Origin of the sequence: Halosimplex litoreum, from assembly GCF_016065055.1 — an archaeon.
GTDB lineage: Archaea > Halobacteriota > Halobacteria > Halobacteriales > Haloarculaceae > Halosimplex > Halosimplex litoreum.
The window spans coordinates 1,600,781-1,625,136 of the sequence record NZ_CP065856.1 but is presented as its reverse complement, the minus strand read 5'-3'; the positions used below and the strand labels follow the sequence as shown (position 1 = coordinate 1,625,136).

Sequence of the window (24,356 nt, the reverse complement as noted above, 5' to 3'; positions counted from 1 at the left end):
CGCCACCGCAATCGCTCAATCTATCGCCTGTAGTTAGCATCCGGCGCCGGAGGCGCCGGTTCACCGCATCGAGGCCGAAGGCCGAGATGCGGCCTTTTTCACCCATGTTTTTGGCGGAGGGGTGGGCGCGGTTTGCCCACCCCTCCGCGAAAAAGATGGGGTTTATGCGCCTCTTGCCGCTAGGGACGCGCGTGGAGTCGCCGTTCGACGTTCTCTCGGTCGAGCCGGACGCAGACGAGGAGACGATCAAGGAGGCCTACCGGGAGAAGATCAAAGACGTCCATCCCGACCAGGGTGGGTCGGCCCGCGAGTTCCAGCTCGTCAGGTCCGCCTACGAGGAGATCAAAGACGGGGGCGGCGAGGCGGTCGGCGAGGACGACGGCGACGACCGGTCGCCGGCCGAGCGGGCCGAAGCCGCCGCGTCGCCGGGTGAAGACGGTGAGGAACCGCGCCGCGAACAGCGCTGTCGGGTCGAGTACCTCAACTACGCGGTGCTCGACGACCACGGCTGGGACCTCGACGACGCGGACCTCATGGAGACCGCCGCAGACGGCGGCCTCGACCGCGAGGACTACGGCCAGTTCTGGGTCCGCCCGCGTGAGTCGCTGCTCGAAGCCGCCGAGCGCCACGGGTTCGCGTGGCCCTTCGCCTGTCGCGGCGGCGCCTGCGCGAACTGCGCGATCATCGTGTTGAAAGGAGACATGCGGACCCGCGTCGACCACGTCCTCCCACAAGAGATGCTCGACGAGGGGTTCCAGCTGTCCTGCAACGGGATGCCCGTGACCGACGAACTCCAGGTCGTCTACAACGTCAAGTCGATGCCCGAACTGGAGGATCTGCTGCTCCCGCCGCGCCCGTTCGAGCAGGCCCACGACGACTGACGCCGGGACCGATACCGCAGCTCCCCCGGATTTTTGCGGACGTGGTCCGTCTCGCCGACCGTGACTCACTGGGCCGACCGCCTGTTTCGCGAGCAGGCGGACCTGTTCGCGGAACAGTTCGAAGACATGTTCGCGGCGGCCGACGCGGAGGTCGCGGACCTGCTCGACGTGCTCGCCGAGGAGTACGACTGCGAGCCCGAGCGGTCGCTCGACGTGGCCTGCGGGGTCGGGCGGCACGCCCTCGCGCTGGCCGAGCACGGGGTCGAGGCCGAGGGGCTGGACTTCTCCGAGCCGTTTCTCGACCGGGCGCGCGAGCGGGCGAGCGACCGCGGACTCGCCGACCGGACCGCCTTCCGCCACCGCGACATGCGCGATCTGGACGAACTGTCGGAGAGTTACGACCTGATAACGGTGTTCTGGAACTCGCTGGGTTACTACGGCCGCGAGACCGACGAGGCGGTCCTGACCGACGCGCACGCGCTGCTTGCCGACGACGGCGTCCTCGTTGTCGAGCAGTCGAACCGAGACGCGTTCGTCGCCGAGTTCGACGAGGCCACGGTCACGGAGGACGACGACCGTCTGACCGTCTACCGTCAGGCGTTCGACGTCGAGACGAGTCGGTTCGCGACGACGCTGGACGTGTTCGACGCGACCGGCGACGGCTACGAACACGTCGACACGATGGAGTGGGAGAATCGGCTGTACGCCCCGCCGGTGCTCCGGGAACTCTGCGAGCGCGCAGGCTTCGGGGACGTGACGCTGTTCGGCGGGTTCGACGGGGACGATCTGACGCTGGAGTCGATGCGGGTGGTCGTCGTGGCGCGGTAGGCACGACTCGGACGGTGGGACCGAACGAACGCCGCGATCAGCCGCCGAACTCCCAGCCGGCGCTCTCCAGGCGCTTCTCCTCGACGCGGTCCCGTCCCGCTTCGTACTCGTCGGCGTCGTGGTGGGGGCGTTCGCGGGCGAGGTCCCGGGCGCGCTCGAACCACTCCTCGGCGTCCCCGTAGCGGTCGCCGGCCTCGTCGGTGTCGTCGGCCTCGTCGCCCTCGCGTTCGAGCGCGGCGGCGTGGGTGCTCATCGCCTCGAGCAGGCCGGCGGTCACCCAGGTGAGCTGGTACTCCAGCGCGTCGCCCGAGACGGGGGCGTGGCCGTTCCAGCCCGCGTCGGTGGCCGCGCGGTAGCGGTCGAACGCCTCCTCCCAGGCGTCGACGGCGACGGTCGCCTCCTCGGCGTCGAGCGCCGTCTCGCAACGGCCGGCGGCGTCGTCGAGGAACCGCTCGCCGGCCTCCTTGAGATCGGCTTCGATGGCGTCCAGCCGGCTCTCGGCGCCCTCCGGTACGTCGTCCACGTCGTCGACGATGTCGCGACTCTCCTCGACGGCTTCGGCGGCGTCGACGTACGCCTCGCAGGCGTCGCCGTAGCGTCCCTCGTCGAGCGCCGTCTCGACCGTCTCGTATCTGGATTCGGCGCGGTCGAGCCAGGCGGTCACGCGGGTGTGGGCCAGCTCCTCGACCACCTCACGGATCTCCGCGCGGATCTTCTGTTCGGGCGCGCGGTCCTCGCGGGTGGCACACCGGCGGGCCTGGGAGAACTGCGAGCGAGCGGCCAGGGCGTGCTGGTTGGGGTCGTCGCCGCGTTCGCAGGCGTCCTCGTAGGCGGCGATGGCGTCACGAGCCTGCGCGAGCGCGCTCGACATGTCCGCCCACGACGAGCCTACGTTGCTGATGTAGTCCTCGGTCTCCTCGGCGTCGCCCTCGTCGGGGTCGAAGACGACCGTCTCGTCGTAGGTCTGGATCTCGAGTTTGCTGTTGATCAGCCCCTTGCGGACGTGGCAGGTCTGCAGCCGGTTCATCTCGAAGACGATCTCGGCCGCCTCGGGCTGGTCGCCAAGCACCCACAGCACCCGTTCGTCGGTCACGAGCATGTACGCCCCGTGGCCGCCCCCCGATTCGATCGTCGTCGTTCGACCGTCCTCCGTGTGCTCGATCGTGCCGTCGTTGGCGAGCGCGTGCTGCAGCTCCTCCCCGTCGCGCAACAGCCCTTCGAGGTGCTCCGCGTCGACCTCCCCCGACCCACCACCGGATATCGCGTCGTTTACTCGGTCGAACATTGCCCTGTGGTTGTGCTGTATTTCCGGGACGGTAGGTAATAAACTTCGGTGTAGATTCACGCCACGAAGCCGCCGGCCGATCGGGCAGTATAGAACGTATACCGTGAAATCGTTCGGTTGCGTGACAACCGCTCCCTCGGAATCCTTTTCCGCCGGTAGGGCATACTCTCGGCCGACAATGGGTATCGGCGGCTCGGACATGTACCGACAGCAGATCCTCGACCACTACAAGAACCCGCGCAACTACGGGGAGATCGAGGAAGCCACGTTCACCCACGTCGGCGAGAACCCGATGTGCGGCGATACCATCGAGATGGACGTCGTGCTCGACGACGACGAGGAGGTCATCGAGGCCGTCGCGTTCCGCGGCGACGGCTGCGCCATCTCCCAGGCCTCCGCGTCGATGCTCTCGGAGCAACTGGCGGGGATGGCCGTCGAGGACCTGGAGGAGATGGACAGGGACGACGTGATCGACATGCTCGGCGTCGACATCTCTCCGATGCGCGTCAAGTGCGCCGTGCTCGCCGAGAAGGTCGCACAGGACGGCGCGGAGATCTACTTCGACGAACTGGACGTCGAGAAGACGACGACCGAGGACGACGAGGACTGACCGCGCGCGCCGGTCGGGTCGGACCACGGACTGCCGTTCTCTCACCGATTCGCTTACTGCACGTCGTCGGGTTCGACGACGGTCGTCTCGTCGCCGGTTCCGTGTTGGATCTCGACGACGTGGCGGGTGTGGCGGGCGTGGGTCTGCGCCCAGCGCTCGGCGGCGTGGCGCGCGAGGTGTTCTGACAGCTCGGTACAACGGCGACAGGAGGCGAGCCAGGTACGCACGTCGTCGGGGAAGTGGCCGGTGTGGCGCTTGTGGTCGAGCGCGAACTGCTCGACGGCCTGGTTACCGACGCCGAGGTCGTCCAGTTCGTAGGCCAGGTCCCACTCGCGGTCACAGCGCGAGCAACTGACCGTCGGTGTGTCGTCGATTTCCGGTGTCGGCCCGCCGTTCGGTCGGTCGGTCCCGTCGTCGCTATCGTCTGGCACGACAACGGATTCGGCCGCGAGAACCTTGGCTCTGACGGGGTCGCGCTCGCCGGAACCGGGACGCATTTCCCCGTGAGCCCGCCTTCTCCGATATCGTGCGTTCGACCCACCGTCCGGACCGCGTCGTCGCTCAGCGGTCGCGCTCCGCAGGGGGGCCGACCCGGTGATCCCTCGCCGGTTCGCCCGTTTCGACGCGCTCGTCGCGACCGCGCTGGTGTGGTTTCTCGGGAAGTTCCTCCGCTACGCCTTCCCGCCGCTGTTCGGGACGATCGGCTCGACCTACGGCGTCTCCCGGACCGTCCTCGGGTCGGCCTTTACGGCGCTGATGCTCGTCTACGCGCTGATGCAGTTCCCGTCGGGACTGCTCGCCGACCGGATCGGGTCGGTCCGGGTGATCACCGCCGGGGCACTCGTCACCGCCGGCGCAGCGCTCGCGCTGGCGGTCGACACCCCCCTGTGGGCGCTCGTCGGTGCGATGGCGCTGGTCGGCGCCGGGACCGGCACCTACAAGACCGTCAGCGTCAGCCTGCTCGCGCGCGCCTACCCCCGCGGGACCGGCCGCGCGCTGGGGATCTACGACACGTTCGGGACCTTCGGCGGCGCCGCCGCGCCGGCCGCTGTCGTCCTCGCGTCGGCGGTCCCCGGCGTCTTCGGCGCACCCTGGCGGACGCTCTTTCTGGTCGCCGGAATCGTCGGCGCCGGACTCGCCGCCGTCTTCGCCTGGGCCACCCCGCGACGGCTGCCCGACGAACCGGCCGCCGCGGCTGCCGAGGACGGCGACGACGAGTCCGTCCCGCTGAGCGCATACGTCACCCTCTTTCGCGAGCGCCGCTTCACCCTGTTCGTCGTCGTCACGATCTGCTTCTCCTTTACGTACAACGGCGCCGTGGCTTTCCTCCCGCTGTATCTCGCCGAGGAGACCGCCGTCTCCGCCGCGACGGCGAACCTCCTCTTTAGCGCCCTGTTTCTGGTCAGCCTCGTCCAGCTCGTCACCGGCGAGGCCAGCGACCGGTTCGGGGTCGAACCGATCCTCGCCCTGACGCTCGCGGTCGCCACCGTCGGGATGATCGCCGTGCTCGCGTTCTCGGCGACCGGCGGCGCCCTCGTCCTAGGCGGCGCGGTCGTGTTGCTCGGCCTGGGCGCCCACGGCTACCGACCGGTCCGGGGCGCGTACCTGATGGAGGTCACGCCCGAGTCGGTCGCCGGCGGCAGCCTCGGCGTGGTTCGGACGCTGCTGATGGTCGCCGGCGCCGTCTCCCCCGCCGTCGTGGGATTCTTCTCCGAGACCGCCGGCTTCACCGTCGCGTTCCAGCTGCTCGCGGCTGCGCTCGTCGCCGCGACGGCGCTGACGCTCGTCCTGTGGGTCACCGACTCGGAGTGACCGCTCCCCTACTCGGGGTCCCAGTCGAAGCCGGTCCCGACCGCCGACACCCCACCGTCGACCCGCAGGTTCGTTCCGGTGACGAACGACGCTTCTTCGGAGGCCAAGAAGAGGACGGCGTCGGCGATCTCTCCGGGGTCGGCCGCCCGTTTGAGGATCCCCGGTCCGTCCGCGCTCGGCGTCGTCTGCTCGTCGCGGTACTCGCGGGCTTCCTCGGGGTCGTCGGGCAGGTGGTACTCGGTGACGACGTAGCCCGGCGAGACCGCGTTGATCCTGATTCCCTGGGGCGCGTGGTCGCAGGCCATGTCCTTCGTCATCGCGACGATGGCGCCCTTCGTCGAGTCGTACTGGGCCCACTCCGGTCGGCCCACTTCGGCGCCCATCGACGCGACGTTGACGACCGAGCCGTTCCCTTCGGTCGCGCCGCTCTCGGCTCCGTCCCCTTCGCCGGTCATCAGCGGGATCAGATGTTTCGCGCAGAACGCCACGCCCTTCTGATTCACGGCGAGGATCCGATCCCAGCTGTCCTCGTCGGCCTCGGTGACCGGTTTCGGGTCGACGCGGATCCCCGCGTTGTTGACGAGAATATCGACGCTACCGAATCGCTCGGCGACCCGGTCGGCCATCGCTTCGACTGCACGCTCCTCGCCCACGTCGCACTCGACGGCCAGCGTCTCGCGGCCGGTGTCGGCGGCGATCTCGTCGGCGACACGTTCGATCCGATCACCCAGTACGTCGGCGACGACCACGTCTGCGCCTCCCTCGGCCAGCCGCCGGGCGGTCGCCTCGCCGATGCCCCGGGCGCCGCCGGTGACGACGGCCACGCTGTCGGCCACGCGTCCTGTCATGGCTCGGCGTTCGGCTATCGCGGGCTTGTAGCTGTCGGCGGTCGCTACGAGTACTCGCTCACGCAGAACCCGTTCCCCTCGGGGTCCTCCAGCACCGTCCAGGTCGCGGTGAACGTCTCGTGGCGCTCCGTCTTCGTCTCGCGGACGGACGCCCCGAGGTCGACGAGCCGGTCGACGGCCGCCTCCCGGTCGTCCGCCGAGAGATCGAGGTGGATCGGCAGGTCGCGCTCGGTCCCTCTCGGCGCCTCCCTGAACAGGAGGTCCGGAGCGTCCCCGGCCGGGTCCACGATCGCCGTGTCGTCGACCGACGGGGGGAGGTCGCGGCGCTCGCCGTCCAGCGCCGCCTCCCAGAACGCCGCGAGTTCGTGCGGTTCGGTACAAGCGAAGGTAATAGATTCGACTTCCAACATGCACGTAGAGCATTATTCGGGGCCGGCAAAGACCCCGTAGAAGGCGGAAAGTGTTGACGAGGGTGGACTAGATAGTCGGTCGGGAACCGCGGCCGACGCTCAGGCGAGGAAGACGTGACGCGGTCGGTCGGCGAGCACTTCGCGACCCCACTGGACGGTCTCGCGGAAGTCGTCCGAGCGGAAGAAGGCCATCGCGTCCTCTCTGGCGTCCCAGCGGCTGGCGATGAACATGTCCGTCTCGTCCTCGCGGTTGGCCAGCAACGCGGTCTCGCGGTGGCCGTCCATCTCGGCGAGCAGTCCGCCGACGGTCCCGAACGTGTCGACGAACTCCTCGCGGTAGTCGGGCTTGACCGTGTAGAACATCCCCATCGTGCCGAAGCCCTCCCGGTCCTGCGGGCGGCCGACGATCCCCGGCAGATCGGTGAGGAAGTCAGCGGCGGTGTCGGCGGCGCTCTCGGTGTCCCAGAGGCTCACAACCGCCGTCGTGTCAGAATCGTCGGCTACGTCGCCGTAGACGGCGGTCTTGACGTGGGTGTCGTAGCGGCCGAAGCCGTCGCGCAGGTCCGACACTTCCTCGTCCAGCGTCTCGGGGTCGGCCTCGGAGTAGAGGACGAGCGCGTACACGTCCTCGCCGTGGGGCTGGCCGGCGTAGACGCCCTCCTCGGCGAGCTCCGCGCGGATGTCCGCGGCGGTGGTGTCCTCGCTCTCCTCGGCCTCGGCGTCGTCAGTCCCGTCGCCGCTCGCCCCGCCCTCGTCGTCGGCCTCGCCGGCGTCGCCGAGCGAGCCGCGGGCGCTGTGCGTGACCGCGTCGATATCCGTGAGGAAGCCGATGGCGGTGTCGGCGGCGCGCTCGTTCGCCCAGACGCTGACGATCGCGGTCTGTCCCTGATTGGCGCGGACGCTCGTCAGGACGTGGGTGTCGTAGTGGTCGAAGTTGCTCCGCAGGCCGTCGACCTCGTCGACGAGGGCCTCGGCGTCGGCGTCGGCGTAACAGACCAGCGCGTAGTCGCCCGCGCCGTAGTCGTCGGGATAGACGCCGAAGTTCGCGAGCGTCTGTCCCGCTTCCTCGGCGTCGAGTTCCGCCGCGTCTACGTCCTTCCCTGCCGCCGCGGGCCGACCGCCCCCGCCGCTCTCGCTCGACTCGCTGACCGCCTCCGGCTCGCCGTCGCTGGCGCCGCCGGCGTGGCTCTCGGCCGGCGGATCCGCCGACTCGCCGTCGCTGCGAGCGCCGTGGTCGCCGTTGGCGTGAGCACCGCCGCCCGCGTTCCCGTCGTGACCGGCTCCCGAGGCGCTCGCGTGGGCGGCCCGTTCGCCCGCGGCTGCTCCGCTCGTCCCGCTCGCGCCGTCGGCCGGCACGGACTCACCGGCGAGGTAGGCGTCGAGGTCCGCCGGCGGGAACTTCCGCCCGACGTAGAAGGGGCCGAACTCGGCGAACTTCGACGAGGACGGATCGAAGCGCATCTCGTAGAGCAGCTCCTTCACGTCGGTCATGTCGTCGGCCCACAGCGTCACGCCCCACTCCCAGTCGTCGAAGCCGACCGACCCGGTGATCATCTGGGAGACCCGGCCGGCGTAGTCGCGGCCGATGTCGCCGTGACTCTCCATGTGCTCGGCGCGTTCCTCGAAGGGCAGGTCGTACCAGTTCTGGTCGGGCTGGCGCCGTTTCGACATCGGATAGAACGAGACGTGGTCGCTGTCGGGAATCGACGGGTGCAGTCGCGACTGGATGTACTGCGCCAGCCCGGAGTCGTCGTCGACCTCGCCGTCGAAGTACTCGCGGGCGCGCTCGCTGTAGCCCGACGCCTCGGTGACCGAGACGTAGGAGGTGGACTGTTCGGTGAACTGCGCGAACTCGGTGCGCTCGAACCGCCGTTCGAGGCGTTCGGTGTCCGCCAGGGTCGGTCGGAGGTGGACGACCATGAGATCGGCCTTGTGCCCGACGACCGCGTAGAGGGCGGAGTCACCCTCGTCGGCGTCGGCGACGGCCTCGGCCGACCCGAGAAAGTCGACGGCCTCGTCCAGCGCCCGTTCGCGGACGCGCTCGGGGGCGTCGCGCCAGGCCTCCCAGTCGACCGTCCTGAGGTCGTGGAAGGCGTACCAGCCCTCCTCCGTCTGCGGCGGCTCGCGTCTGACCATACCGGGAGTTGGCGATCGCAGTTTAGGAAACTTGTTGTTCCCGTCCGCGCCGCCGCGAACGCGGGTGCGGGTCGTCGCCGGCGTCCGAGGGTTCGAAGCGCCCGAACCCGGTCAGTTCAGCAGTTGCGGCCCGAACAGCATGAGGAACAGGCCGGCGATCATCAGCAGGCTGATCGAGGCGGTGACCGCGGTGGTCGCGCGGCGGCCGTCCTCGACGGGCAGGCGCGCGACCAGCGACTCCGCCGACGCCCGGAGGATGTGCCCACCGTCCAGCGGGAAGGTCGGCACGCAGTTGAACACGCCGAGGTTCAGGTTCACCCACGCCGTCCAGAAGAGGATGTTCGCGATCATGAACACGCCGCCGCCGAGCGGTTCGAGCGGGCCGGCCACCGTGTAGAAGTTCGCCACGTCGGGGACGAACCCGGCGAAGTTGTAGCCGAAGCCCAGGCCGAGCGTGCTCAGGAACGGCAACAGGAGGACGACGAACATCTGCTGGAGGAACTGGCCTGAGAACAGCCCGCCCCAGCCGCCGCTGAACCCGCCGAGGTAGGCGAGGAACTGCGCCGCGGGGTAGACGTCGATGCCGGCGTCGGTCACCGCGATACCGCTGAAGCCCTGCTGGGTGCGCAGGCCGAGCGCGTCGCCCGGACCGTCCCAGCCGGCCGTGACGCTGTAGGTGTCGATCTGGCCGCCGACCGACGCCCGCACCTCGACGGTCTGGCCCGCTTGGAGGCCCCCGACCACGTCACCGTACGCGGAGGCGTTCGGCGTGCGCTCGCCGTCGACCGAGCGGACGATCACGTCCGTCCCGTCGGCCGGGACCGAGGCGTTGGCTAGCGGACCGCCGTCGACGGCCAGCCCGTAGGCGCCGACGGGGAAGGTAGCCGTCCCGCGGTTGGTCTCGATGGTGACCGTCTCGCGGCCGGCCATCGCCTCGGCGAAGCCGTGCTCGGTGTAGACGGCGGTGCCGTTGACCGACTCGACGATAGTGGCGCTGCTCTGGTTCGGTCCGATGCCGTCGGTCACCGACGGGACCGACCGAACCAGGGCGAGCTTCCGGTCGAGCGTGGTCGTCTCGCCGCCTTTCAGCGTGAGCTCGACCGACCGCTCGTCGACCGCGGCCAGCCGGTCCTCGAACTCGGAGACGTTCGCGACAGGCTGGTCCGCCACCTCGGTCACCAGGTCACCGTACTCCAGGCCGGCCTCGTCGGCGGCCGACCCGGCGGCGGCGTTGCCGACCGGGACGCCCGCCGCGACCGTTATCGCGCCCGAAATCGGGCCGAACAGGAGCAGGAAGCCGACGAACGCGACGAGGAAGTTGTTGGTCACGCCTGCGGCGAACATCCTGGTCTGGGCTCCGCGATTCGCTCGCAGGCGGCTCTCCTCGTCGGGTTCGACGAACGCGCCGACGGGGAGAAAGGAGAAGAACGCCAGTCCCATCGAGTCGATGTCGATGTCCTCGACACGACAGAGCAGGCCGTGGCCGCCCTCGTGGACGACCAGCCCGATCAGGAGGCCGAGGACGATCTCGGGGGCCGCCGAGAGCGGGAGGAAGTCGTTGACGCCCGGAATCACGAGGACGTTCTGGGGGTTCTGGACGGGCTGGCGCTCGGGCTGTTGCATGGCCTGGATGCCCGCGTTGAACACCGCGGCGAACATGCCGACCATCGTCACCAAGGCCATCCCGACGCCGAAGTTGCCCCAGGCGCGCCAGAGCCGTTTGGGCCCGGCGAGCCACGTCAGGAACTGCCGGCCGCGGAGCGTGTGGAGGGTCAGGATCGGCCCGGAGACCCTGACGGAGTCGGGGAGCTTACCCCTCGCCTGCAGCGCCATCGTCCCCGCGGTGAAGACGACGACCGCGGCGAGCACCCAGTACAGCGGGCTTACCATTACCCGATTGCAGGGGCCACCCCGTCAAGAGGGTTTGGTTACCATCTTTTTCCGGACGGGGTTTCCTCGCGAGCCTTCGGCTCGCTGCGGGGAACCCCGTCCGCAAAAACATGGGTGAAAAAGGCCGAACTCGCGCTCTGCGCGAGTTCGGAGAACCGCGCTCGCTACGCTCGCGCGGATGCTCAGTACAGACGGTGGCTGTTGCATTTGGGTGTCGTGGTGCGGTCGGCGTGCGCTGTCGAGCGTGCCCGCCTCCTGGCGGGCCGCTCGAAACAGTCGCGCGAGGGATGAGGGAGTGAGTGGAACGAACGAGCGAATCGGCTGGGGAGGCTCGTGGCCGTCTGCGGTGCTGTGCGGGGCGGTGCTGTCCTGGCGGACTGAAAGGGCGAGGCGCGCGTGGCGGCGTAGCCGCCACGGACTGTGGCGGTCGGCGGAGCCGACCGCCCGCTCGCGCTTGCGTGGTCGCCTGAGCGGGCAACTATCCGCGCGGGCGGTGCCGAGAGCGCGGATATCCCGTCTCAGCGACCGCGAGGGCGAGGCGCGACCACCGGGAGCGCCTCGACACGCGAACGGCGACCGAAGGGAGCCGTGAGCGAGCGCGTCGAGGGCTTTCATCGCTTGCTGTCGAGTGCGGCCACGGTCACTGCTAGCGAGCGCGTCGAGGGCTTTCATCGCTTGCTGTCGAGTGCGGTCGCGGTCACTGCTAGCGAGCGCGTCGAGGGCTTTCATCGCTTGCTGTCGAGTGCGGTCGCGGTCGTCTCTGTTTCTTCCACAATCGGTCGACCAGAAACAACTACTCAACTCACGCGCCCACTGAACACCGCCGTGCCTCGAAGAACTGACGACTAATCTATCGCTCGCGGCGCAACCGCTCCACCACGAACGCCCGGTCCAGATCCCCGAGGAAGTAGCCCAGCTGGGGGCCTTCCTCCTCGTCGAAAAAGAGGCGATAGCCGACGCCGAAGAAGTCGCCGATCTCGACGTCGTGGCGCTTGGCGCTCTCGTAGATCTCGCCCTGGATGGCCTCGCCGTCGCGGCCGTCGGCGACGAACTCGGCCAGGTCGTCCAGCGCGGCGGCGGTCGCGTCGTCGACCTCGACTTCGGGTAGTTCCGTCCGCGAGACTGTGTAGTTGTACTCGTTGTCGGTGCGGTCGGCCCATTCGCTGGCGAGCGCGACGCGGCCGAAGGCGTCCTCGACCGCCCACTCGGGGTCGTCGTCGGCGACGTGACCTTCCTTCAGCGCGGTCTGCTCGCGAGCGTCTTCGTCGTCGAACATCCCCAGCACCGCGGCGAAGGTGTAGGGGAGACGCACCCGACTCTCGAACTCGCCGTCGACGAACTCGCGGCGACGGCGGCGGTTTTCGGGGTCGTTGTGGTCGAAGTCGGCGGCGACCGTCTGGGGGTCGTCACCGAACACTCCGGACTCGGCCAGCGCCGCGGGCGGCACGTCCGAAAGCGAACTCAGGAACGGATAGACGCGTTCGGCGCGCCGTTCCTCGCGCTCGGTTCCGGACTCCTCGCCGTAGTAGAGTCGCTCGACGCGGTCGAACTCGTCGACGAGCTGGTCGAGGCGCTCGATACTGAAGTCGCGGGCCTTGTTCGGGTCCTTGGTGAAGAAGTACCTGAGAACTTCGGGTTCGAGCGTCTCCAGCACGTCGTGGACGAGGACGATGTTGCCCTCCGAGGAGGAAAAGGGCTCGCCGTCGAGGGTGAACCACTCGTAGACCATCGGCTCCGGGGGTTCGATGTCGAGGACGTTCTCGGCGATGTCGACGCCGGAGGGCCACGACCCCTCGGCGTGGTCCTTGCCGAACGGCTCGAAATCGACCCCGAGGACCTGCCACTGGGCGGGCCACTCGAAGCGCCAGGGGAGTTTCCCCTCGCGGAAGGTGGCCGTCCCCTCGTGACCGCAGCCCTCGATGGTGCGGTTGCCGGCCTCGATATCGGTGCAGACGTACTCGACCTCGCGGGCGTCCACGTCGACCGCAGTCACAGTTTCGGTCACCTTTCCGCACTCCGAACAGAAGGGGTTGAACGGGACGTACTCCTCGTCGACCTTGTCCTGGTACTCGGCGAGGACCTCCCGCGCCCGATCCTGATTCGCGAGGACGTGTTCGACCACGTCGTCCATGCGGCCGGACTCGTAGAGGTCGGTGGTCGAGACCACGTCGATGGGGGCGTCGAGCAAGTCGGCGGACTCGGCGATCAGCGTCGAGAAGTGTTCGCCGTAGGAGTCACAGCAGCCGAAGGGATCGGGGATCTCCGTGTACGCGTGCCCGAGGTTCTTGCCGAGCGCGCCGGCGTTCACGTCGCCCAGGTCGACGGTCTTCCCGTCGAGGTCGGCGAGCTTGCGGGGGAGCTTGCGGAGCGGGTCGCGGTCGTCGGTGGTGAACACCTGGCGGACCTCCCAGCCGCGCTCTCGGAGGACCTCGGCGACGAAGTAGCCGCGCATGATCTCGTTGACGTTGCCCAGATGCGGGACCCCGGAGGGAGAGATGCCGCCCTTGACCACGATCGGCTCCTCGGGGTCGCGGGCCTCGACGGCGTCGGCGACCTCGTCGGCCCAGAAGGCGTAGCGCTCCTCGCCGTCGGTCTCGTCGCTCCGGGTGTCGTCGGCCGTTTCGGTCCCGCCGGGCGCGTCCGTCTCGTCGGCGCGCGCGGTAGCGCTCGGGCCGTCGGTGCCGCTGTCACCGTCGCTCTCGCTCATCGGTCGCCCCACTCGGCGGGCGCCTCGCCGACGCCCTCGGGGACCACGTCGGTGCCGTCGTGGTCGCCGGTGCGGATCGCCCGTTCGACGGCCGCGGGCTCGGTGCCGTCGAGGACCACAGTACGGATACCCGACCGCTGGACGATCTTCGCGGCCAGCAGGTCGACGGGGGCGTTGCTCCCGGCGTCCATCTCCAGGTCGGCGATCAGCCCGACCAGTTCGTCGGCGGTGATCTCAGAGAACTTCGCGGCGTCGGGGTCCTCGCTCGGGTCGGCGTCGTAGACGCCGTCGACGCTGGTGGCGTAGACCAGCAGGTCGGCGTTGACGTACTCGGCGAAGGCGGCGCTGACGGCGTCGGTGGTCTGGCCGGCGACGGTCCCGCCCATGACGGGGATGTCACCGCGCCGGATGGCCTCGCGCCCGGTCTCGTAGCTCTCGGGCGGCGTCGGGGCGGCCCGCTCGTCGAGTGCGGCGATCAGCAGGCGACCGTTCAGGCGGGTGACCTCGATGCCGAGCTGGTCGAGTTCGATCTCGTTGGCGCCCAGATCGCGTGCGGCCCCGATGTACTCGCGAGCCGTCGGGCCGCCGCCGACGACGGTCCCGAGCGTGTACCCGTCGGCGTCGAGCGATTCGACCGCGTCGGCGTAGGCCCGCACCCGCTCCGGACCCACCGACGGGACGAGCACGCTCCCGCCGATAGAGACGACTGTCTTCATTGGGACGGCGTAACCGCGATGCCGTCTTAAGGGTTGTCAAGCCGCGACGCCCGCCCAGCGGCGCTGCCGTTCTCCGAGACCTTCTCCGCTCCCGGACGCCCGCGCGACCGCTCGTCGTCAGGACGGCTACGAATGCGGCAATAATGACCTCGAGACCGGGTTGAATCCGCCTTTCGCGCGCGTTCACGGGGCGGCCGTGCGACTCGAGCGCAAAAACGTCTCGGCGGCTCAAAACAGCGTATAAAATGTCTACGGCGCCGAGAAAACGTTATAAAATCTCGCGAACGACCCGTTTCACCCCGGTCGTCTGTGAAACGACACGAAGCCACCCGAAGCTTCCTCCGTTTATATGGGATTACCGGCCACAGAGCGAAACGAGGTGTCAACATGAGCTCGATACTCCAGCCCTCCAACGACGACGCGCCGTCGAAAGAACAGCGACTCAAGGCGTACCTGCGCCAGAAGGCCGAGGACGGCGAGATGTACTTCAAGAGCAAGTTCATCGCCGACGAGGTCGGCCTGTCACCCAAAGAGATCGGCGCGCTCATGGTGAAGATCCGCGATTCGACGACCGAACTCGAGGTCGAGAAGTGGTCCTACACGAGCGCGACCACGTGGCGCGTCGAAGTCGCCTGACGACCGAGCTTCACAGCACACCGCACGCTCCGACCCCGGTGAGACCCCATCCACACCCGGGCGGCACCGCCGTCCGACCCCACCACACACCGGACCCGGAACACTGCACTATCCGTTCACCACACCCCTGTCCCTGACGGGACGCCCGAGCGCGGGCGTTCCGACCCGCTCTCTCTCGTCGGACCGGCCCAGCGGCGCGTCCGGCGTCGTCGCCGAGTCGGTGGCGTGTCCGTCCGTTCCGTAGCCGTTCGGTCCAGTGGTCCGTTCGGTCGCCGGTGGTGTCCCGGGATTTATACTCGGGAGGATCCAACCGACGGTCGATGGACGAGCGTCGCACGCCGGCGGACGGGCCGCCGGTCGCGGACGTCGAGTCGGTCTTTCAGGTGGCCGACGTGCGCGTCGACGACGAGACGGTCTACTACCTGGGTACGCCGCTGGCGTCCGCCGAGGTCTTAGAGCGCGAGCTGTGGGGCCTGTTCCGCGACGCCGGCTACGACGTGTCGCTGACGACTCGCGCCCAGTCGTCGGCGCCGTTCGACGAGCGGCCGGTCGTCGAGGACCGGTTCGGACCCACCCGCCCGCAGTACGTCCTCGTCGCCGAACCCCGCTCGCCACACATCGACGGGATCCCGTGGACGAACCTCGTCTTCTTCGTCCTGACGGTGCTGTCGACGCTGTACGTCGGGTCGATCTGGTACTACGTCGACCTCGACAGCCCGCTGGCCCTGCTGGAGGCGTGGCCGTTCACCGCGGCGATCCTGGGCGTGCTGGCGGTCCACGAGTTCGGTCACTACGTCACGATCCGCTACCACGACGTGGACGCGAGCCTGCCCTACTTCATCCCGTTCCCCTCGCTCATCGGGACGATGGGCGCGGTCATCCGCATGCGCGGCCGTATCCCCGACCGGAAGGCGCTGTTCGACATCGGCGTCTCCGGCCCGCTCGCGGGGCTGGTCGCGACGGTCGTCGTGACCGTGATCGGGTTGTTCCTCGACCCGATCACCGTCCCCGAGAGCGTCGCCAGCGGCGGCGGCGCGATCCGCTTCAACGACCCGCTCCTGCTGGTGATCCTCGCCGAGGTGACCGGCCAGCCGCTGTCGTATCCCGACCCGGGGCTGGCGGCCAATCCCGTGATCTTCGGCGGCTGGGTCGGCATGTTCGTCACGTTCCTGAACCTCCTGCCGGTCGGGCAGTTCGACGGTGGCCACATCGTCCGCGCGATCCTCGGCCCCCGCCAGGAGACCGTCGCCGCCGCCGTCCCGGCGGCCCTGTTCGGCCTCGCGGGATACCTCTATCTGGCTCAGGAGGCGACGAACGCGGTCGTCCTCTGGGTCGTCTGGGGCGTCATCGCCGCCGGCCTGGCCTACGCCGGCCCCGCGACGCCGATCCGCGACGACCCGATCGGATCCCGTCGCCGGGCCCTGGGAGCGCTGACGCTCGTGCTCGGCCTCCTCTGTTTCACGCCCGTCCCCTTCGAGATCCTCGCGGCGTGAGCCCCGACGGCGTGAACCGATGGGCCGACCGAGTCAATCGCCGCCGGTCGCCGAGCGCGCCTCGGCGTTCGTGACCGTGAGATCGCCCGATAGCTCCGTGTTGGGGTAGGGCATGTCGAGTCCGTCGGCGTCGAACCGTTCTTTGACGGCCTCGACGAACTCCGAGCGGACCGCTCCGTAGCTGGACTCGTCCGGGCGGATCCAGACACGACCGGAGAGGACGACGGCCGAGTCGCCCAGTTGCGTGACGGGCGCCGACGGCTCAGGGTCGTCGAGGACGGCGTCGACGCGTGCGCCCTCGTCGACGATGGCTTCGCGCGCCCGCTCGATGTCGTCGTCGTATCCGATCCCGAAGTCGACCGAGACGCGGCGCCGGTCGTTGGCGACGTTGTTGACGACGGCGGCGTTCGCGAGGTCGCTGTTCGGGACCGTCACGAGTTCGTTGTCGAACGTGTCGAGTTTCGTCACCCGCAACTGGACCTCCCGGACGACGCCCTCGTTCCCGTTCCACTCGATCCAGTCACCGACGGTGAACGGTTCGTCCTGGATGATGAACACGCCGGCGACGAAGTTGGCGATGAGGTCCTGGGCGGCGAAACCGACGGCCAGCGCGAGCGCCCCGGCCAGGGTGGCGAACGCCGCCAGCACGACGCCGAAGCCCGCGACGGTCGCAGCCAGCGCGACGGCGACGACGGCGACGACGGCGACGGTCGCGCTCACCGCGATCGTGACGAGCGTGTCGTCGACGTCTCGACGTTCGAGCCCGCGCTCGACCGCGCTCGTCGCCACACTCCGTCCGACCACGTAGATGAGCGCGAACGAGACGACGAACAACACGACCGTCGTGACGGCGCCGACGACCGCGGGGACGTACTGTTGGGGGTCGAGCGCCACTTCCTGTTGCAGTGTGAACATACCGATCGGTAGCTCCACTCACAAGATGTTAAGTGTCGGGTCCGTCTCGCCCGCGACGGCAGTTCGCGGGCCCCGTCGGGCGGTGGCGGTGGGCGACTGCGATGCGACCCTCAGTGCGTGTATCCCCTGTCGGCGAGCGGCTCGCCGTCCAGGGTAACGCGGCTCGCCGCGGCTTCGCCACGGCGGTCCGAGGTGCTCCGCGCCTCGCGCTCGACGACCGTCCCGACTCGCGTCAGATCGACCGACAGGTCCTCGCGAACGGCCGCGAGCGCCTTCTCGGGGACCGTACAGACGAGTTCGAAGTCCTCGCCGAAGTGGACGCCCAGCTCCAGCCGGTCGTCGCCATCGGCGGCCACCTCGTCGACGACCGGGTCGATCGGTAGCGGCGACTCGACGGCGAACCCGCAGTCGCTGGCCTCGGCGAGTTGGTGGAGCGAGCGGGCCAGCCCGTCGCTGGAGTCCATCATCGCGGTCGCCCGACCGGCCAGCGCGCGCCCGGCGGTGACGCGGGGCTCGAAGCGGAACAGGTCGTTGGCGCGCTCGAGGTCGGTTGGATCGCCCCGTTCGAACAGCCGGAGTGCGGCTCCGCTTCGACCGAGGGAGCCGGTGACGCACACGGCGTCGCCGACTGCGGCGCCCGAGCGGGGAACGGGCTCGTCGGCGTCGCCCAGCGCCGTGGTGGCGACGGTGAACTCGTCGTGGTGGTCCAGGTCGCCGCCGACGTACTCGGCGCCGACCGCTTCGCAGACCTCGCTCGCGCCGTCGACGAAGTCGGCGAGTTGGGCCTCGTCGAAGGCGGGGGCGGCGTAGACGGCGACGGCAGCGGTGGCGTCGGCGCCCATCGCGGCCACGTCCGACAGCGAGGCCCCGACGGCGCGCCAGCCGGCGGTGTAGCGGGCCGTCCCGTCGGGGAAGTCCGTCCGGTCGTGGAGCATGTCGGTGGTCACGACCTGGCCGTCGACGACGGCGGCGTCGTCGCCCGCCGCCGACAGACGGTCGCCGAGCAGCCCCAACGCGGTCCGTTCGTCCATACCCCGCGTTCGCCCGCTCCCCGGAAACCCCCTGCGGTTCGGTCGGGGCCGTCCGACGGGGACCTCCGCCCCCGGCGAGCGAGGCGTCGGTCGTCGGCCGGGCGACAGTCGTCGGCCGGGCGGCGGTCCTCGCGGTTCCGTCCGGCCTCCGCGGCCACTCCGGAGGGTTCAAGCCGCCCACGCCCTTCGGCCCCGCCATGAACGGGGACAGGTGGGCCACGATCGTCGGTTTCGTCGGCGCTGCGCTGGTTCTCGCGGCCCTGGTGTGGGTCGTCGGTATCGGCGACATCCTCACCGAGCTCCGCGGGATCGAGCCGCAGTTCCTCCTCGTGATCCTCGGGGTCGCGGTCGTGTGGTTGTTCCTCTGGGGGATGGCGCTGCGGACGGTACTCGGCGCGCTCGACGCCCCGCTGTCGGTCGCGATGAGCGGGTTCGTCTTCGCCGGCGCGGTCTTCTCGAACAACGTCACCCCCTTCGGTCAGGCGGGCGGCGAGCCCGTCAGCGGCTACCTCATCTCCCGGGCGACCGACAGCGAGTACGAGACCGGCCTGGCGGCCATCGCCTCCGTCGACGCGCTCCACTTCGTCCCCTCGATCGGCTACGCCGTGGTGGGACTCACGTTCGTCCTCGCCGGCGCCGCCGAGTTCGGCCGCAACCTCGTCTTCGCGACGAGCGCGCTGGTCGTCCTTCTGGTCGGGATCCCCGCCGCTGCCTACTTCGGCTGGCAGTACCGCTACGAGCTGGAGGGGGCGGTCGTCGGCGCCGCCACACCGGTCGTCCGCACGCTCGGCCGGGTCGTCCCCCGTGTGTCGCCGCCGACGCCCGAGGCCATCGAGCGCCGCATCGAGGGGTTTTTCGCCGCCATCGAGCGCGTCGCGACGAGCCGCACGACGCTGCTCGAAGCCGTCGGCTTCTCGGCGCTGGGCTGGCTGGCGAAGTGTACCTCGCTGTGGCTGTCGGTGTACGCGCTGGGTCACACGGTCCCGTTCTCGTCGGTGTTGCTCGTCGTCCCGATGGGCGCCGTCGCCGGGATGACACCGCTGCCCGGCGGACTCGGCGGCGTCGACGCCGTGTTGATCGCCCTGCTCGTCTCGACGACCGGGATCGCCGGCGGCGTCGCCGGCGCGGCCGTCCTCGTCCACCGCGGCGCCACCTACGTCTTCCCGACCGTCGTCGGCGGCGGCGTCGCCTTCGCCCTCGGCGTCGGCGACTGACCCACCGCTCCCACCACCGGCCGTCCTCCCGGCGACCGCCTTCTCGCTGCTCACGGGTCGCTCGCGCTCCCCGTTCGCTTGTCCGAGGGCTCCCTTCGGTCGCCCTCGCTCACCCTGTGTCCCCGTCCCGCACCCGTCCCGCGAACGATGCCCTTAAATGAGCCGCTCCGGAAGACATCTGCAATGACGACGCTTTACGACGTGCCCGCGGAAGACCTCAACGAGGCGGTCGCCGAGCGCCTCGCCGAGGAAGACGAGGTACAGGAACCCGACTGGCTCAAGTTCGCGAAGACCGGCGTCGGTCGCGAGCTCCCGCCCGAACAGGAGGACTTCTGGCAGCTCCGCGCCGCCAGCCTCCTCCGAAAGGTCGCCGTCGACGGCCCCACCGGCGTCGGCGCGCTCCGGACGGCCTACGGCGGTACCAAGCAGGGCTCGAACCGCTACGTGGTTCGCCCGGACCAGACCACCGACGGCAGCGGCAAGATCGTCCGTCGCGCGCTCCAGCAGCTCGAGGAAGCCGGCTACGTCCAGACCGCCGAGGGCGAGGGCCGCCGCATCACCGCCGAGGGCCAGAGCCTCCTCGACGACGTCGCCGGCGAGGTCCTCGAAGCCCTCGACCGCCCGGAACTCGAACGCTACGCCTAACGTCTGCGGATCGTTCTCTCTCGTTCGCTGCTTCGGGTAGCTCGGCCGCCGCGGTGATGGCTCCGAAATCGTTTTCCCCGCGACTCGACAAGGGACGCCTATGAGCGGCGAACCGAACGACGAGGAGCTCGAGAAGCTCCGCCAGGAGAAGATGGAGCAGCTACAGGACCAGCAGGGCGGCCAGGGCCAGGGCGTCGACGAGGAGGCCATGGAGGCCCAGCGCGAGCAGCGCGAGGCCCAGAAGAAGGCGATGCTGCGCAAGCACCTCACCGACGAGGCGCGCAAGCGGCTCAACACGGTCAAGATGTCCAAACAGGAGTTCGGCGAGCAGGTCGAACAGCAGGTGCTCGCGCTCGCCCAGAGCGGCCGCATCCAGGGGAAGATCGACGACGAGAAGATGAAACAGCTCCTCAAGGAGCTCCAGCCCGACAAGAAGAGCTTCGACATCCAGCGCCGGTAGATGCCGACGGTCGCCGCACTCTTTTCCGCCGGCAAAGACTCGGCGCTCGCCGCGGTGGTGCTGGACCCGTTCTACGACGTGGTGCTCTGTAGTTGCACCTTCGGCCTCGACAGGGGACCGTCCGTGGCCGAGACTACCCGCGAGACCGGCGAGCGGCTGGGGTTGCCGGTGGCGACGGTCGAACTCGAGGAGTCGGTGGCCCGCGAGGCCGTCGACCGGATGGTAACGGACGACTACCCGCGCGAGGGGATCCAGCTGGTCCACGAGCACGCGCTGGAGACGGTCGCGGCTCGTGAGGCGGTCGGCGGGGAGTCGTTCTCGGCGGTCGCGGACGGCACCCGCCGCGACGACCGCGCGCCCGTGATCGAGCGGCCGTTCGCCCAGAGCCTCGAAGACAGGAACGGTATCGACTACCTGCGCCCGCTCGCGGGCTACGGTCGCGGTGCCATCGACGAACTCGCCGGGCGGCTGCTGGACGTGGAGACGGGGCCGAGCGAGGCGATCCCGACCGGCGACTACGAGACGGAACTGCGGGCGCTGATGGCCGACGAGTACGGGGAGGCGACGGTTTCGGACGTGTTTCCCGAGCACGTCCAGTCGCGGGTCCGCGGACGGAGTCGGTGATCCGACGGTCGTCTCCGAGCGCCGCTCAATCGAGGCGGTCGAGGTCACCGCGACGTTCGCGCTGCATGACCCTCCCGGCGAACCGGCGTAGCTTCCCGACGAGTTCCGCCTCGGTTTCGTACGTCGCGACTCGCAGGTCCCACCGCACCGCAGCCGACCGGATCATGGCGCTCGTCACGTCCTCCTCTCGGACGAACACCAGTCGGTCGCCGTGTGTCTCCGAGAGCGCTTCCAGTACGCTTCCGGCCTCCTCGCCGACGCCGAAGTTGTGCCCGAGAAACGGAAGCACGAACGCCGTCGCGTTGCTACATCGCGTGAACTCGATGCTCTGGGTCGCCGCATCGACGTCGTCGGTATCGACCTCGGCGTCGAGTGCCAGAAACGCGTTCACTCCGGGATCCGTCCGAAGATCCCCCTGTACCCGCCGCAAGAGTGCCTGTGCCGCATCGATGTCGTCCCTGTTTCGGAACAGTCGCCGTAACGGCCCGGGGAGGTCTTCGAGATCGATCCCGTCTCGTTCCTCTTCGCTCAGCACGTAGCTGAGGTTGAACGACTTGTACGGGCCCATCAGGTAGAACAGGAATCGGTCGTACGTCACGTCCCCTAGTTGCTCGACGATCGATTCGCGCGTTATCTCCGCGGGCATACGCGACCGTCACCCGATTCGTTTATAAAAAGCAGTGTTTTCAGCGATAGTTGGCTTGAGAACAGCTAAGTTCGCCCGACCGGTACGAACTCACGAGATGTCGATAGACCGTACGTCGGGGGCGGAGAACGACTTCCCGGACGATCCGGAAGAGATGTTGCCTGCGGATAGCGTTCTCTCGCTCGACGAGTACCTCGCTATGCACACCGCCGTCGGACACAGAACGCGGTACGAGGTCCTCTATCGGTTGGTTCACGGAGGTGACATGAGTCCGACCGAGCTCGAAGCGGCGATGGAGATCGACGACAGCACGCTCCACTACCACCTCAACGAGCTCGTCGACGTGGGCCTCGTCGAGAAACGACAGCGGACGGAGCGGGGCCAAGACGGGCTGTACACGTACTACCGCGCGACTGTCTTCGGCGATGTACTCCTCTCCGATGGCGTCGACGAACTGATCCGTGGCGAACGAGAGTTCGAAGCCATGTACGACAGTTCCGCCGAGCCCGACGTGGACGACTGACTGGCCGGGAGCTTCGACGAGACTCGACGGTTCGTCACACACGGACAGGTTGAAGCGACCCCTCACCGAACGGGTGGACATGTACGAGGGACTCAAGGGGTTCACCGACTTCTACCCCGACGAGATGGCCCCGCGCCGGCAGGTCATCGACACGATCGAGGAGACGGCGCGGGCCTACGGCTTCCGGGAGACGTCGACGCCGGCGCTGGAGCCGGCGGAGATGTGGACCGACAAGAGCGGCGAGGACATCGTCGACGAACTGTACGACTTCGAGGACAAGGGCGGCCGCCACGTCACGCTCACCCCGGAGCTGACGCCGACGGTCGCGCGGATGGTCGTCGCCAAACAGCAGGCGCTGTCGAAGCCGATCAAGTGGGTCTCGACGCGACCGTTCTGGCGCTACGAGCAGGTCCAGCAGGGCCGCTTTCGGGAACTGTATCAGACCAACGCCGACATCTTCGGCTCCTCGGAACCCGAAGCGGACGCCGAGGTGCTCGCCTTCGCCGCCGACTCGCTGACGAATCTGGGCCTCGACGGCTCGGAGTTCGAGTTCCGGGTCTCTCATCGGGACATCCTGGGCGAGCTCCTGCGGTCGTTCGACGCCGACGTGGACACCACCGAGGCCATTCGGGCGGTCGACAAGCGCGCGAAGGTCGACGAGGGCGAGTATCTGGGCCTGCTGTTCGACGCGGGGCTGTCCTACGACCAGGCCCGGGAGTTCGACGACCTGCTCGTCGCCGGCGACGACGATCTATCGGCGCTGACCGAGTTCTCCGACAGCGAGGACCTGGCCGACGCCGTGGCGAACCTCGAGAACGTCCTCGCCGCCGCGGAGGACTTCGGCGTCCGGGAGTACTGTGACGTCTCCCTCACCACCGCTCGCGGGCTGGACTACTACACGGGGATCGTCTTCGAGTGTTTCGACGCCTCCGGCGAGGTCTCCCGGTCGATCTTCGGCGGTGGCCGCTACGACCACCTCATCGAGGAGTTCGGCGGCCAGCCCACGCCCGCCGTCGGCGTCGGTATCGGCGTGATGAACTCGACGCTCCCACTGCTGCTGCAGACCCACGACGCCTGGCCCGGCGAAGGTATCTCGACGGACTACTACGTCCTGCAGGTCGGCGACGTGCGCTCGGTGGCATCGCGCATCGCCCGCGACCTGCGCGAGCGCGGCCACGTCGTCGAGACGGACGTGAGCGACCGCTCCTTTGGCGCGCAGATGAACTACGCCGACTCCATCGACGCCGAAACAGTGGTGATCGTCGGCGAGCGCGACCTGGAAAACGACGAGGTGACGGTCAAGGACATGAACTCGGGGGAGCAGACGAACGTCCCAGTAGAGGAGTTCCCCGGCGACAGCGAGCGGCCGACCTACGACGACCTGGTCTGATCGTCGGCCGCTCCGCACGCCGAGCCGAAACAGTCTCGTGACTGACGTTCCTTCCCGCGACCGATGAGCGACGACAGCGGGACCGACTGGCAGCGCGTCGGTCGCGTCGCCACGGAGCCCGACGGATCCGTCCACTGGGGCCGCGTCCGGAGCGCCGTCCGCGGTCGCGGCTCGCGCGACGACCCCGACCTGACTCCCCTGGCTCTCCTCGCCACCGCGTGGACAGTACTGGGTCCCGTTCTCGCGGCGGTCTTCCCGGGTCACGTCGGCCTGGCGCCCTGGCAGGCCGGCGGCCTCGGCGTCGTCGTCCTGCTCGGTCTGGTCGCCGCGGTCGCCGACCGCCTCGACGAGTACGACGTGACCGACGACGACGTGGTGATCGAGGAGCTGCGCGCCCGCTACGCCGCCGGCGCGCTCTCGCTCGAGGAGTTCGAGCGCCGCGTCGAGCGGGTCGTCGAGGACGGTCCGGAGGCCGTCGACCCGAGCATCGGCGACGGCGACTCGGACACCGCGGACCGCGACCCGGTCGCGATCCTCCGGGAGCGCTACGCCCGCGGGGAGATCGGCGACGACGAGTACCGTCGCCGGCTGGACGTACTCGGCGAGGACGTGCCCGACCGCGCCTCGGAGCCCTCCTGACCGCATCGGCCCGAAAC

General features: G+C 69.1%; 24 protein-coding genes. 13 read left to right on the top strand and 11 right to left on the bottom strand.

All coding sequences use genetic code 11. The annotated features are described in order from the left end of the window. The first annotated feature begins 191 nt into the window (after positions 1 to 191). Positions 192 to 881 carry a ferredoxin Fer gene (fer, locus tag I7X12_RS08080; protein ID WP_198063327.1) on the top strand — a complete coding sequence of 230 codons (690 nt, stop codon included), beginning with the start codon at positions 192 to 194 and terminating at the stop codon, positions 879 to 881. Positions 882 to 941: 60 nt separating this feature from the next. Further along, entirely contained in the window at positions 942 to 1,709 is a 768-nt protein-coding gene (locus tag I7X12_RS08075) for an SAM-dependent methyltransferase (protein WP_198063326.1), read from the top strand. 37 nt (positions 1,710 to 1,746) lie between these two features. On the opposite strand, the gene I7X12_RS08070 is transcribed toward I7X12_RS08075, so the two are convergent. Beyond that, positions 1,747 to 2,994, bottom strand: coding sequence for a hypothetical protein (locus tag I7X12_RS08070; protein WP_198063325.1), 1,248 nt, complete (start codon positions 2,992 to 2,994; stop codon positions 1,747 to 1,749). A gap of 178 nt (positions 2,995 to 3,172) precedes the next feature. Here I7X12_RS08070 and sufU point away from each other — a divergent pair, with 178 nt between their 5' ends. Next, positions 3,173 to 3,604, top strand: coding sequence for a Fe-S cluster assembly sulfur transfer protein SufU (gene sufU / locus I7X12_RS08065; protein WP_198063324.1), 432 nt, complete (start codon positions 3,173 to 3,175; stop codon positions 3,602 to 3,604). Between the two features lie 53 nt (positions 3,605 to 3,657). On the opposite strand, the gene I7X12_RS08060 is transcribed toward sufU, so the two are convergent. Beyond that, positions 3,658 to 4,035, bottom strand: a complete 378-nt coding sequence (locus I7X12_RS08060; RefSeq protein WP_198063323.1) for a hypothetical protein — start codon at positions 4,033 to 4,035, stop codon at positions 3,658 to 3,660. Positions 4,036 to 4,198: 163 nt separating this feature from the next. On the opposite strand from I7X12_RS08060, the gene I7X12_RS08055 reads away from it, so the two are divergent. After that, positions 4,199 to 5,416, top strand: coding sequence for an MFS transporter (locus I7X12_RS08055; RefSeq protein ID WP_198063322.1), 1,218 nt, complete (start codon positions 4,199 to 4,201; stop codon positions 5,414 to 5,416). 8 nt (positions 5,417 to 5,424) lie between these two features. Here I7X12_RS08055 and I7X12_RS08050 read toward each other — a convergent pair whose 3' ends face one another. From I7X12_RS08050 to pyrH, 6 genes are all read right to left on the bottom strand, one after another. Beyond that, on the bottom strand, positions 5,425 to 6,264 hold the full coding sequence (locus I7X12_RS08050; protein ID WP_198063321.1) for an SDR family NAD(P)-dependent oxidoreductase: 840 nt from the start codon (positions 6,262 to 6,264) through the stop codon (positions 5,425 to 5,427). A 44-nt stretch (positions 6,265 to 6,308) separates the two neighbouring features. Then, entirely contained in the window at positions 6,309 to 6,674 is a 366-nt protein-coding gene (locus I7X12_RS08045) for a VOC family protein (RefSeq protein ID WP_198063320.1), read from the bottom strand. Between the two features lie 99 nt (positions 6,675 to 6,773). Continuing rightward, positions 6,774 to 8,810 (bottom strand): heme-binding protein, encoded by a 2,037-nt coding sequence (locus tag I7X12_RS08040; protein WP_198063319.1) that lies wholly within the window; start codon positions 8,808 to 8,810, stop codon positions 6,774 to 6,776. Between the two features lie 111 nt (positions 8,811 to 8,921). Beyond that, a complete protein-coding gene (locus I7X12_RS08035; protein ID WP_198063318.1) occupies positions 8,922 to 10,700 on the bottom strand; it encodes a site-2 protease family protein in 1,779 nt (592 codons plus the stop codon). Positions 10,701 to 11,550: 850 nt separating this feature from the next. Beyond that, entirely contained in the window at positions 11,551 to 13,407 is a 1,857-nt protein-coding gene (lysS, locus tag I7X12_RS08030; RefSeq protein ID WP_198063317.1) for a lysine--tRNA ligase, read from the bottom strand. Next, on the bottom strand, positions 13,404 to 14,123 hold the full coding sequence (gene pyrH, locus I7X12_RS08025; RefSeq protein ID WP_198063316.1) for a UMP kinase: 720 nt from the start codon (positions 14,121 to 14,123) through the stop codon (positions 13,404 to 13,406). The genes lysS and pyrH overlap by 4 nt, the downstream gene beginning before the upstream one ends. A 387-nt stretch (positions 14,124 to 14,510) precedes the next feature. Between pyrH and I7X12_RS08020 the strand changes: the two genes are divergently transcribed. Together I7X12_RS08020 and I7X12_RS08015 are read left to right on the top strand one after the other, a co-directional pair. After that, positions 14,511 to 14,759 (top strand): DUF7123 family protein, encoded by a 249-nt coding sequence (locus I7X12_RS08020; RefSeq protein ID WP_198063315.1) that lies wholly within the window; start codon positions 14,511 to 14,513, stop codon positions 14,757 to 14,759. Between the two features lie 320 nt (positions 14,760 to 15,079). Then, positions 15,080 to 16,252, top strand: a complete 1,173-nt coding sequence (locus I7X12_RS08015; protein WP_198063314.1) for a site-2 protease family protein — start codon at positions 15,080 to 15,082, stop codon at positions 16,250 to 16,252. Between the two features lie 33 nt (positions 16,253 to 16,285). Here I7X12_RS08015 and I7X12_RS08010 read toward each other — a convergent pair whose 3' ends face one another. Next, entirely contained in the window at positions 16,286 to 17,167 is an 882-nt protein-coding gene (locus I7X12_RS08010; protein WP_198063313.1) for a mechanosensitive ion channel family protein, read from the bottom strand. A 110-nt stretch (positions 17,168 to 17,277) separates the two neighbouring features. After that, complete coding sequence (thiL, locus tag I7X12_RS08005; RefSeq protein ID WP_198063312.1) at positions 17,278 to 18,198, bottom strand: thiamine-phosphate kinase; 921 nt, start codon at positions 18,196 to 18,198, stop codon at positions 17,278 to 17,280. A gap of 197 nt (positions 18,199 to 18,395) precedes the next feature. On the opposite strand from thiL, the gene I7X12_RS08000 reads away from it, so the two are divergent. The 4 genes from I7X12_RS08000 (at position 18,396) to I7X12_RS07985 (ending at position 21,141) form a co-directional block, all read left to right on the top strand. Next, positions 18,396 to 19,412: a lysylphosphatidylglycerol synthase transmembrane domain-containing protein gene (locus tag I7X12_RS08000; protein WP_198063311.1), complete on the top strand. Its 1,017-nt coding sequence runs from the start codon at positions 18,396 to 18,398 to the stop codon at positions 19,410 to 19,412. Between the two features lie 183 nt (positions 19,413 to 19,595). Continuing rightward, complete coding sequence (locus I7X12_RS07995) at positions 19,596 to 20,057, top strand: 30S ribosomal protein S19e (protein ID WP_198063310.1); 462 nt, start codon at positions 19,596 to 19,598, stop codon at positions 20,055 to 20,057. Between the two features lie 100 nt (positions 20,058 to 20,157). Further along, on the top strand, positions 20,158 to 20,517 hold the full coding sequence (locus I7X12_RS07990) for a DNA-binding protein (RefSeq protein ID WP_198063309.1): 360 nt from the start codon (positions 20,158 to 20,160) through the stop codon (positions 20,515 to 20,517). Further along, positions 20,518 to 21,141 carry a DUF7411 family protein gene (locus tag I7X12_RS07985; RefSeq protein WP_198063308.1) on the top strand — a complete coding sequence of 208 codons (624 nt, stop codon included), beginning with the start codon at positions 20,518 to 20,520 and terminating at the stop codon, positions 21,139 to 21,141. A gap of 25 nt (positions 21,142 to 21,166) precedes the next feature. On the opposite strand, the gene I7X12_RS07980 is transcribed toward I7X12_RS07985, so the two are convergent. Continuing rightward, positions 21,167 to 21,787 carry a DUF7509 family protein gene (locus I7X12_RS07980; protein WP_198063307.1) on the bottom strand — a complete coding sequence of 207 codons (621 nt, stop codon included), beginning with the start codon at positions 21,785 to 21,787 and terminating at the stop codon, positions 21,167 to 21,169. Between the two features lie 97 nt (positions 21,788 to 21,884). On the opposite strand from I7X12_RS07980, the gene I7X12_RS07975 reads away from it, so the two are divergent. The 3 genes from I7X12_RS07975 to I7X12_RS20590 all read left to right on the top strand — a co-directional run bounded on the left by I7X12_RS07975 (position 21,885) and on the right by I7X12_RS20590 (position 24,339). Next, a complete protein-coding gene (locus tag I7X12_RS07975; protein WP_198063306.1) occupies positions 21,885 to 22,310 on the top strand; it encodes a winged helix-turn-helix domain-containing protein in 426 nt (141 codons plus the stop codon). 79 nt (positions 22,311 to 22,389) lie between these two features. After that, positions 22,390 to 23,700 carry a histidine--tRNA ligase gene (gene hisS / locus I7X12_RS07970; protein ID WP_198063305.1) on the top strand — a complete coding sequence of 437 codons (1,311 nt, stop codon included), beginning with the start codon at positions 22,390 to 22,392 and terminating at the stop codon, positions 23,698 to 23,700. Positions 23,701 to 23,763: 63 nt separating this feature from the next. Further along, positions 23,764 to 24,339 (top strand): SHOCT domain-containing protein, encoded by a 576-nt coding sequence (locus I7X12_RS20590; protein ID WP_232343108.1) that lies wholly within the window; start codon positions 23,764 to 23,766, stop codon positions 24,337 to 24,339. Positions 24,340 to 24,356: the final 17 nt, after the last annotated feature.

Coding starts and splice junctions, on each gene's coding strand:
- I7X12_RS07980 (WP_198063307.1), bottom strand. CDS start 21,787: ATGCCCGCGGAGATAACGCGCGAATCGATCGTCGAGCAACTAGGGGAC.
- I7X12_RS08000 (WP_198063311.1), top strand. CDS start 18,396: ATGAACGGGGACAGGTGGGCCACGATCGTCGGTTTCGTCGGCGCTGCG.
- I7X12_RS08010 (WP_198063313.1), bottom strand. CDS start 17,167: ATGTTCACACTGCAACAGGAAGTGGCGCTCGACCCCCAACAGTACGTC.
- thiL (WP_198063312.1), bottom strand. CDS start 18,198: ATGGACGAACGGACCGCGTTGGGGCTGCTCGGCGACCGTCTGTCGGCG.
- I7X12_RS08015 (WP_198063314.1), top strand. CDS start 15,080: ATGGACGAGCGTCGCACGCCGGCGGACGGGCCGCCGGTCGCGGACGTC.
- I7X12_RS08045 (WP_198063320.1), bottom strand. CDS start 6,674: ATGTTGGAAGTCGAATCTATTACCTTCGCTTGTACCGAACCGCACGAA.
- I7X12_RS07990 (WP_198063309.1), top strand. CDS start 20,158: ATGAGCGGCGAACCGAACGACGAGGAGCTCGAGAAGCTCCGCCAGGAG.
- I7X12_RS08050 (WP_198063321.1), bottom strand. CDS start 6,264: ATGACAGGACGCGTGGCCGACAGCGTGGCCGTCGTCACCGGCGGCGCC.
- I7X12_RS07985 (WP_198063308.1), top strand. CDS start 20,518: ATGCCGACGGTCGCCGCACTCTTTTCCGCCGGCAAAGACTCGGCGCTC.
- hisS (WP_198063305.1), top strand. CDS start 22,390: ATGTACGAGGGACTCAAGGGGTTCACCGACTTCTACCCCGACGAGATG.
- sufU (WP_198063324.1), top strand. CDS start 3,173: ATGGGTATCGGCGGCTCGGACATGTACCGACAGCAGATCCTCGACCAC.
- I7X12_RS08070 (WP_198063325.1), bottom strand. CDS start 2,994: ATGTTCGACCGAGTAAACGACGCGATATCCGGTGGTGGGTCGGGGGAG.
- I7X12_RS20590 (WP_232343108.1), top strand. CDS start 23,764: ATGAGCGACGACAGCGGGACCGACTGGCAGCGCGTCGGTCGCGTCGCC.
- pyrH (WP_198063316.1), bottom strand. CDS start 14,123: ATGAAGACAGTCGTCTCTATCGGCGGGAGCGTGCTCGTCCCGTCGGTG.
- I7X12_RS07995 (WP_198063310.1), top strand. CDS start 19,596: ATGACGACGCTTTACGACGTGCCCGCGGAAGACCTCAACGAGGCGGTC.
- I7X12_RS07975 (WP_198063306.1), top strand. CDS start 21,885: ATGTCGATAGACCGTACGTCGGGGGCGGAGAACGACTTCCCGGACGAT.
- lysS (WP_198063317.1), bottom strand. CDS start 13,407: ATGAGCGAGAGCGACGGTGACAGCGGCACCGACGGCCCGAGCGCTACC.
- I7X12_RS08040 (WP_198063319.1), bottom strand. CDS start 8,810: ATGGTCAGACGCGAGCCGCCGCAGACGGAGGAGGGCTGGTACGCCTTC.
- I7X12_RS08020 (WP_198063315.1), top strand. CDS start 14,511: ATGAGCTCGATACTCCAGCCCTCCAACGACGACGCGCCGTCGAAAGAA.
- I7X12_RS08035 (WP_198063318.1), bottom strand. CDS start 10,700: ATGGTAAGCCCGCTGTACTGGGTGCTCGCCGCGGTCGTCGTCTTCACC.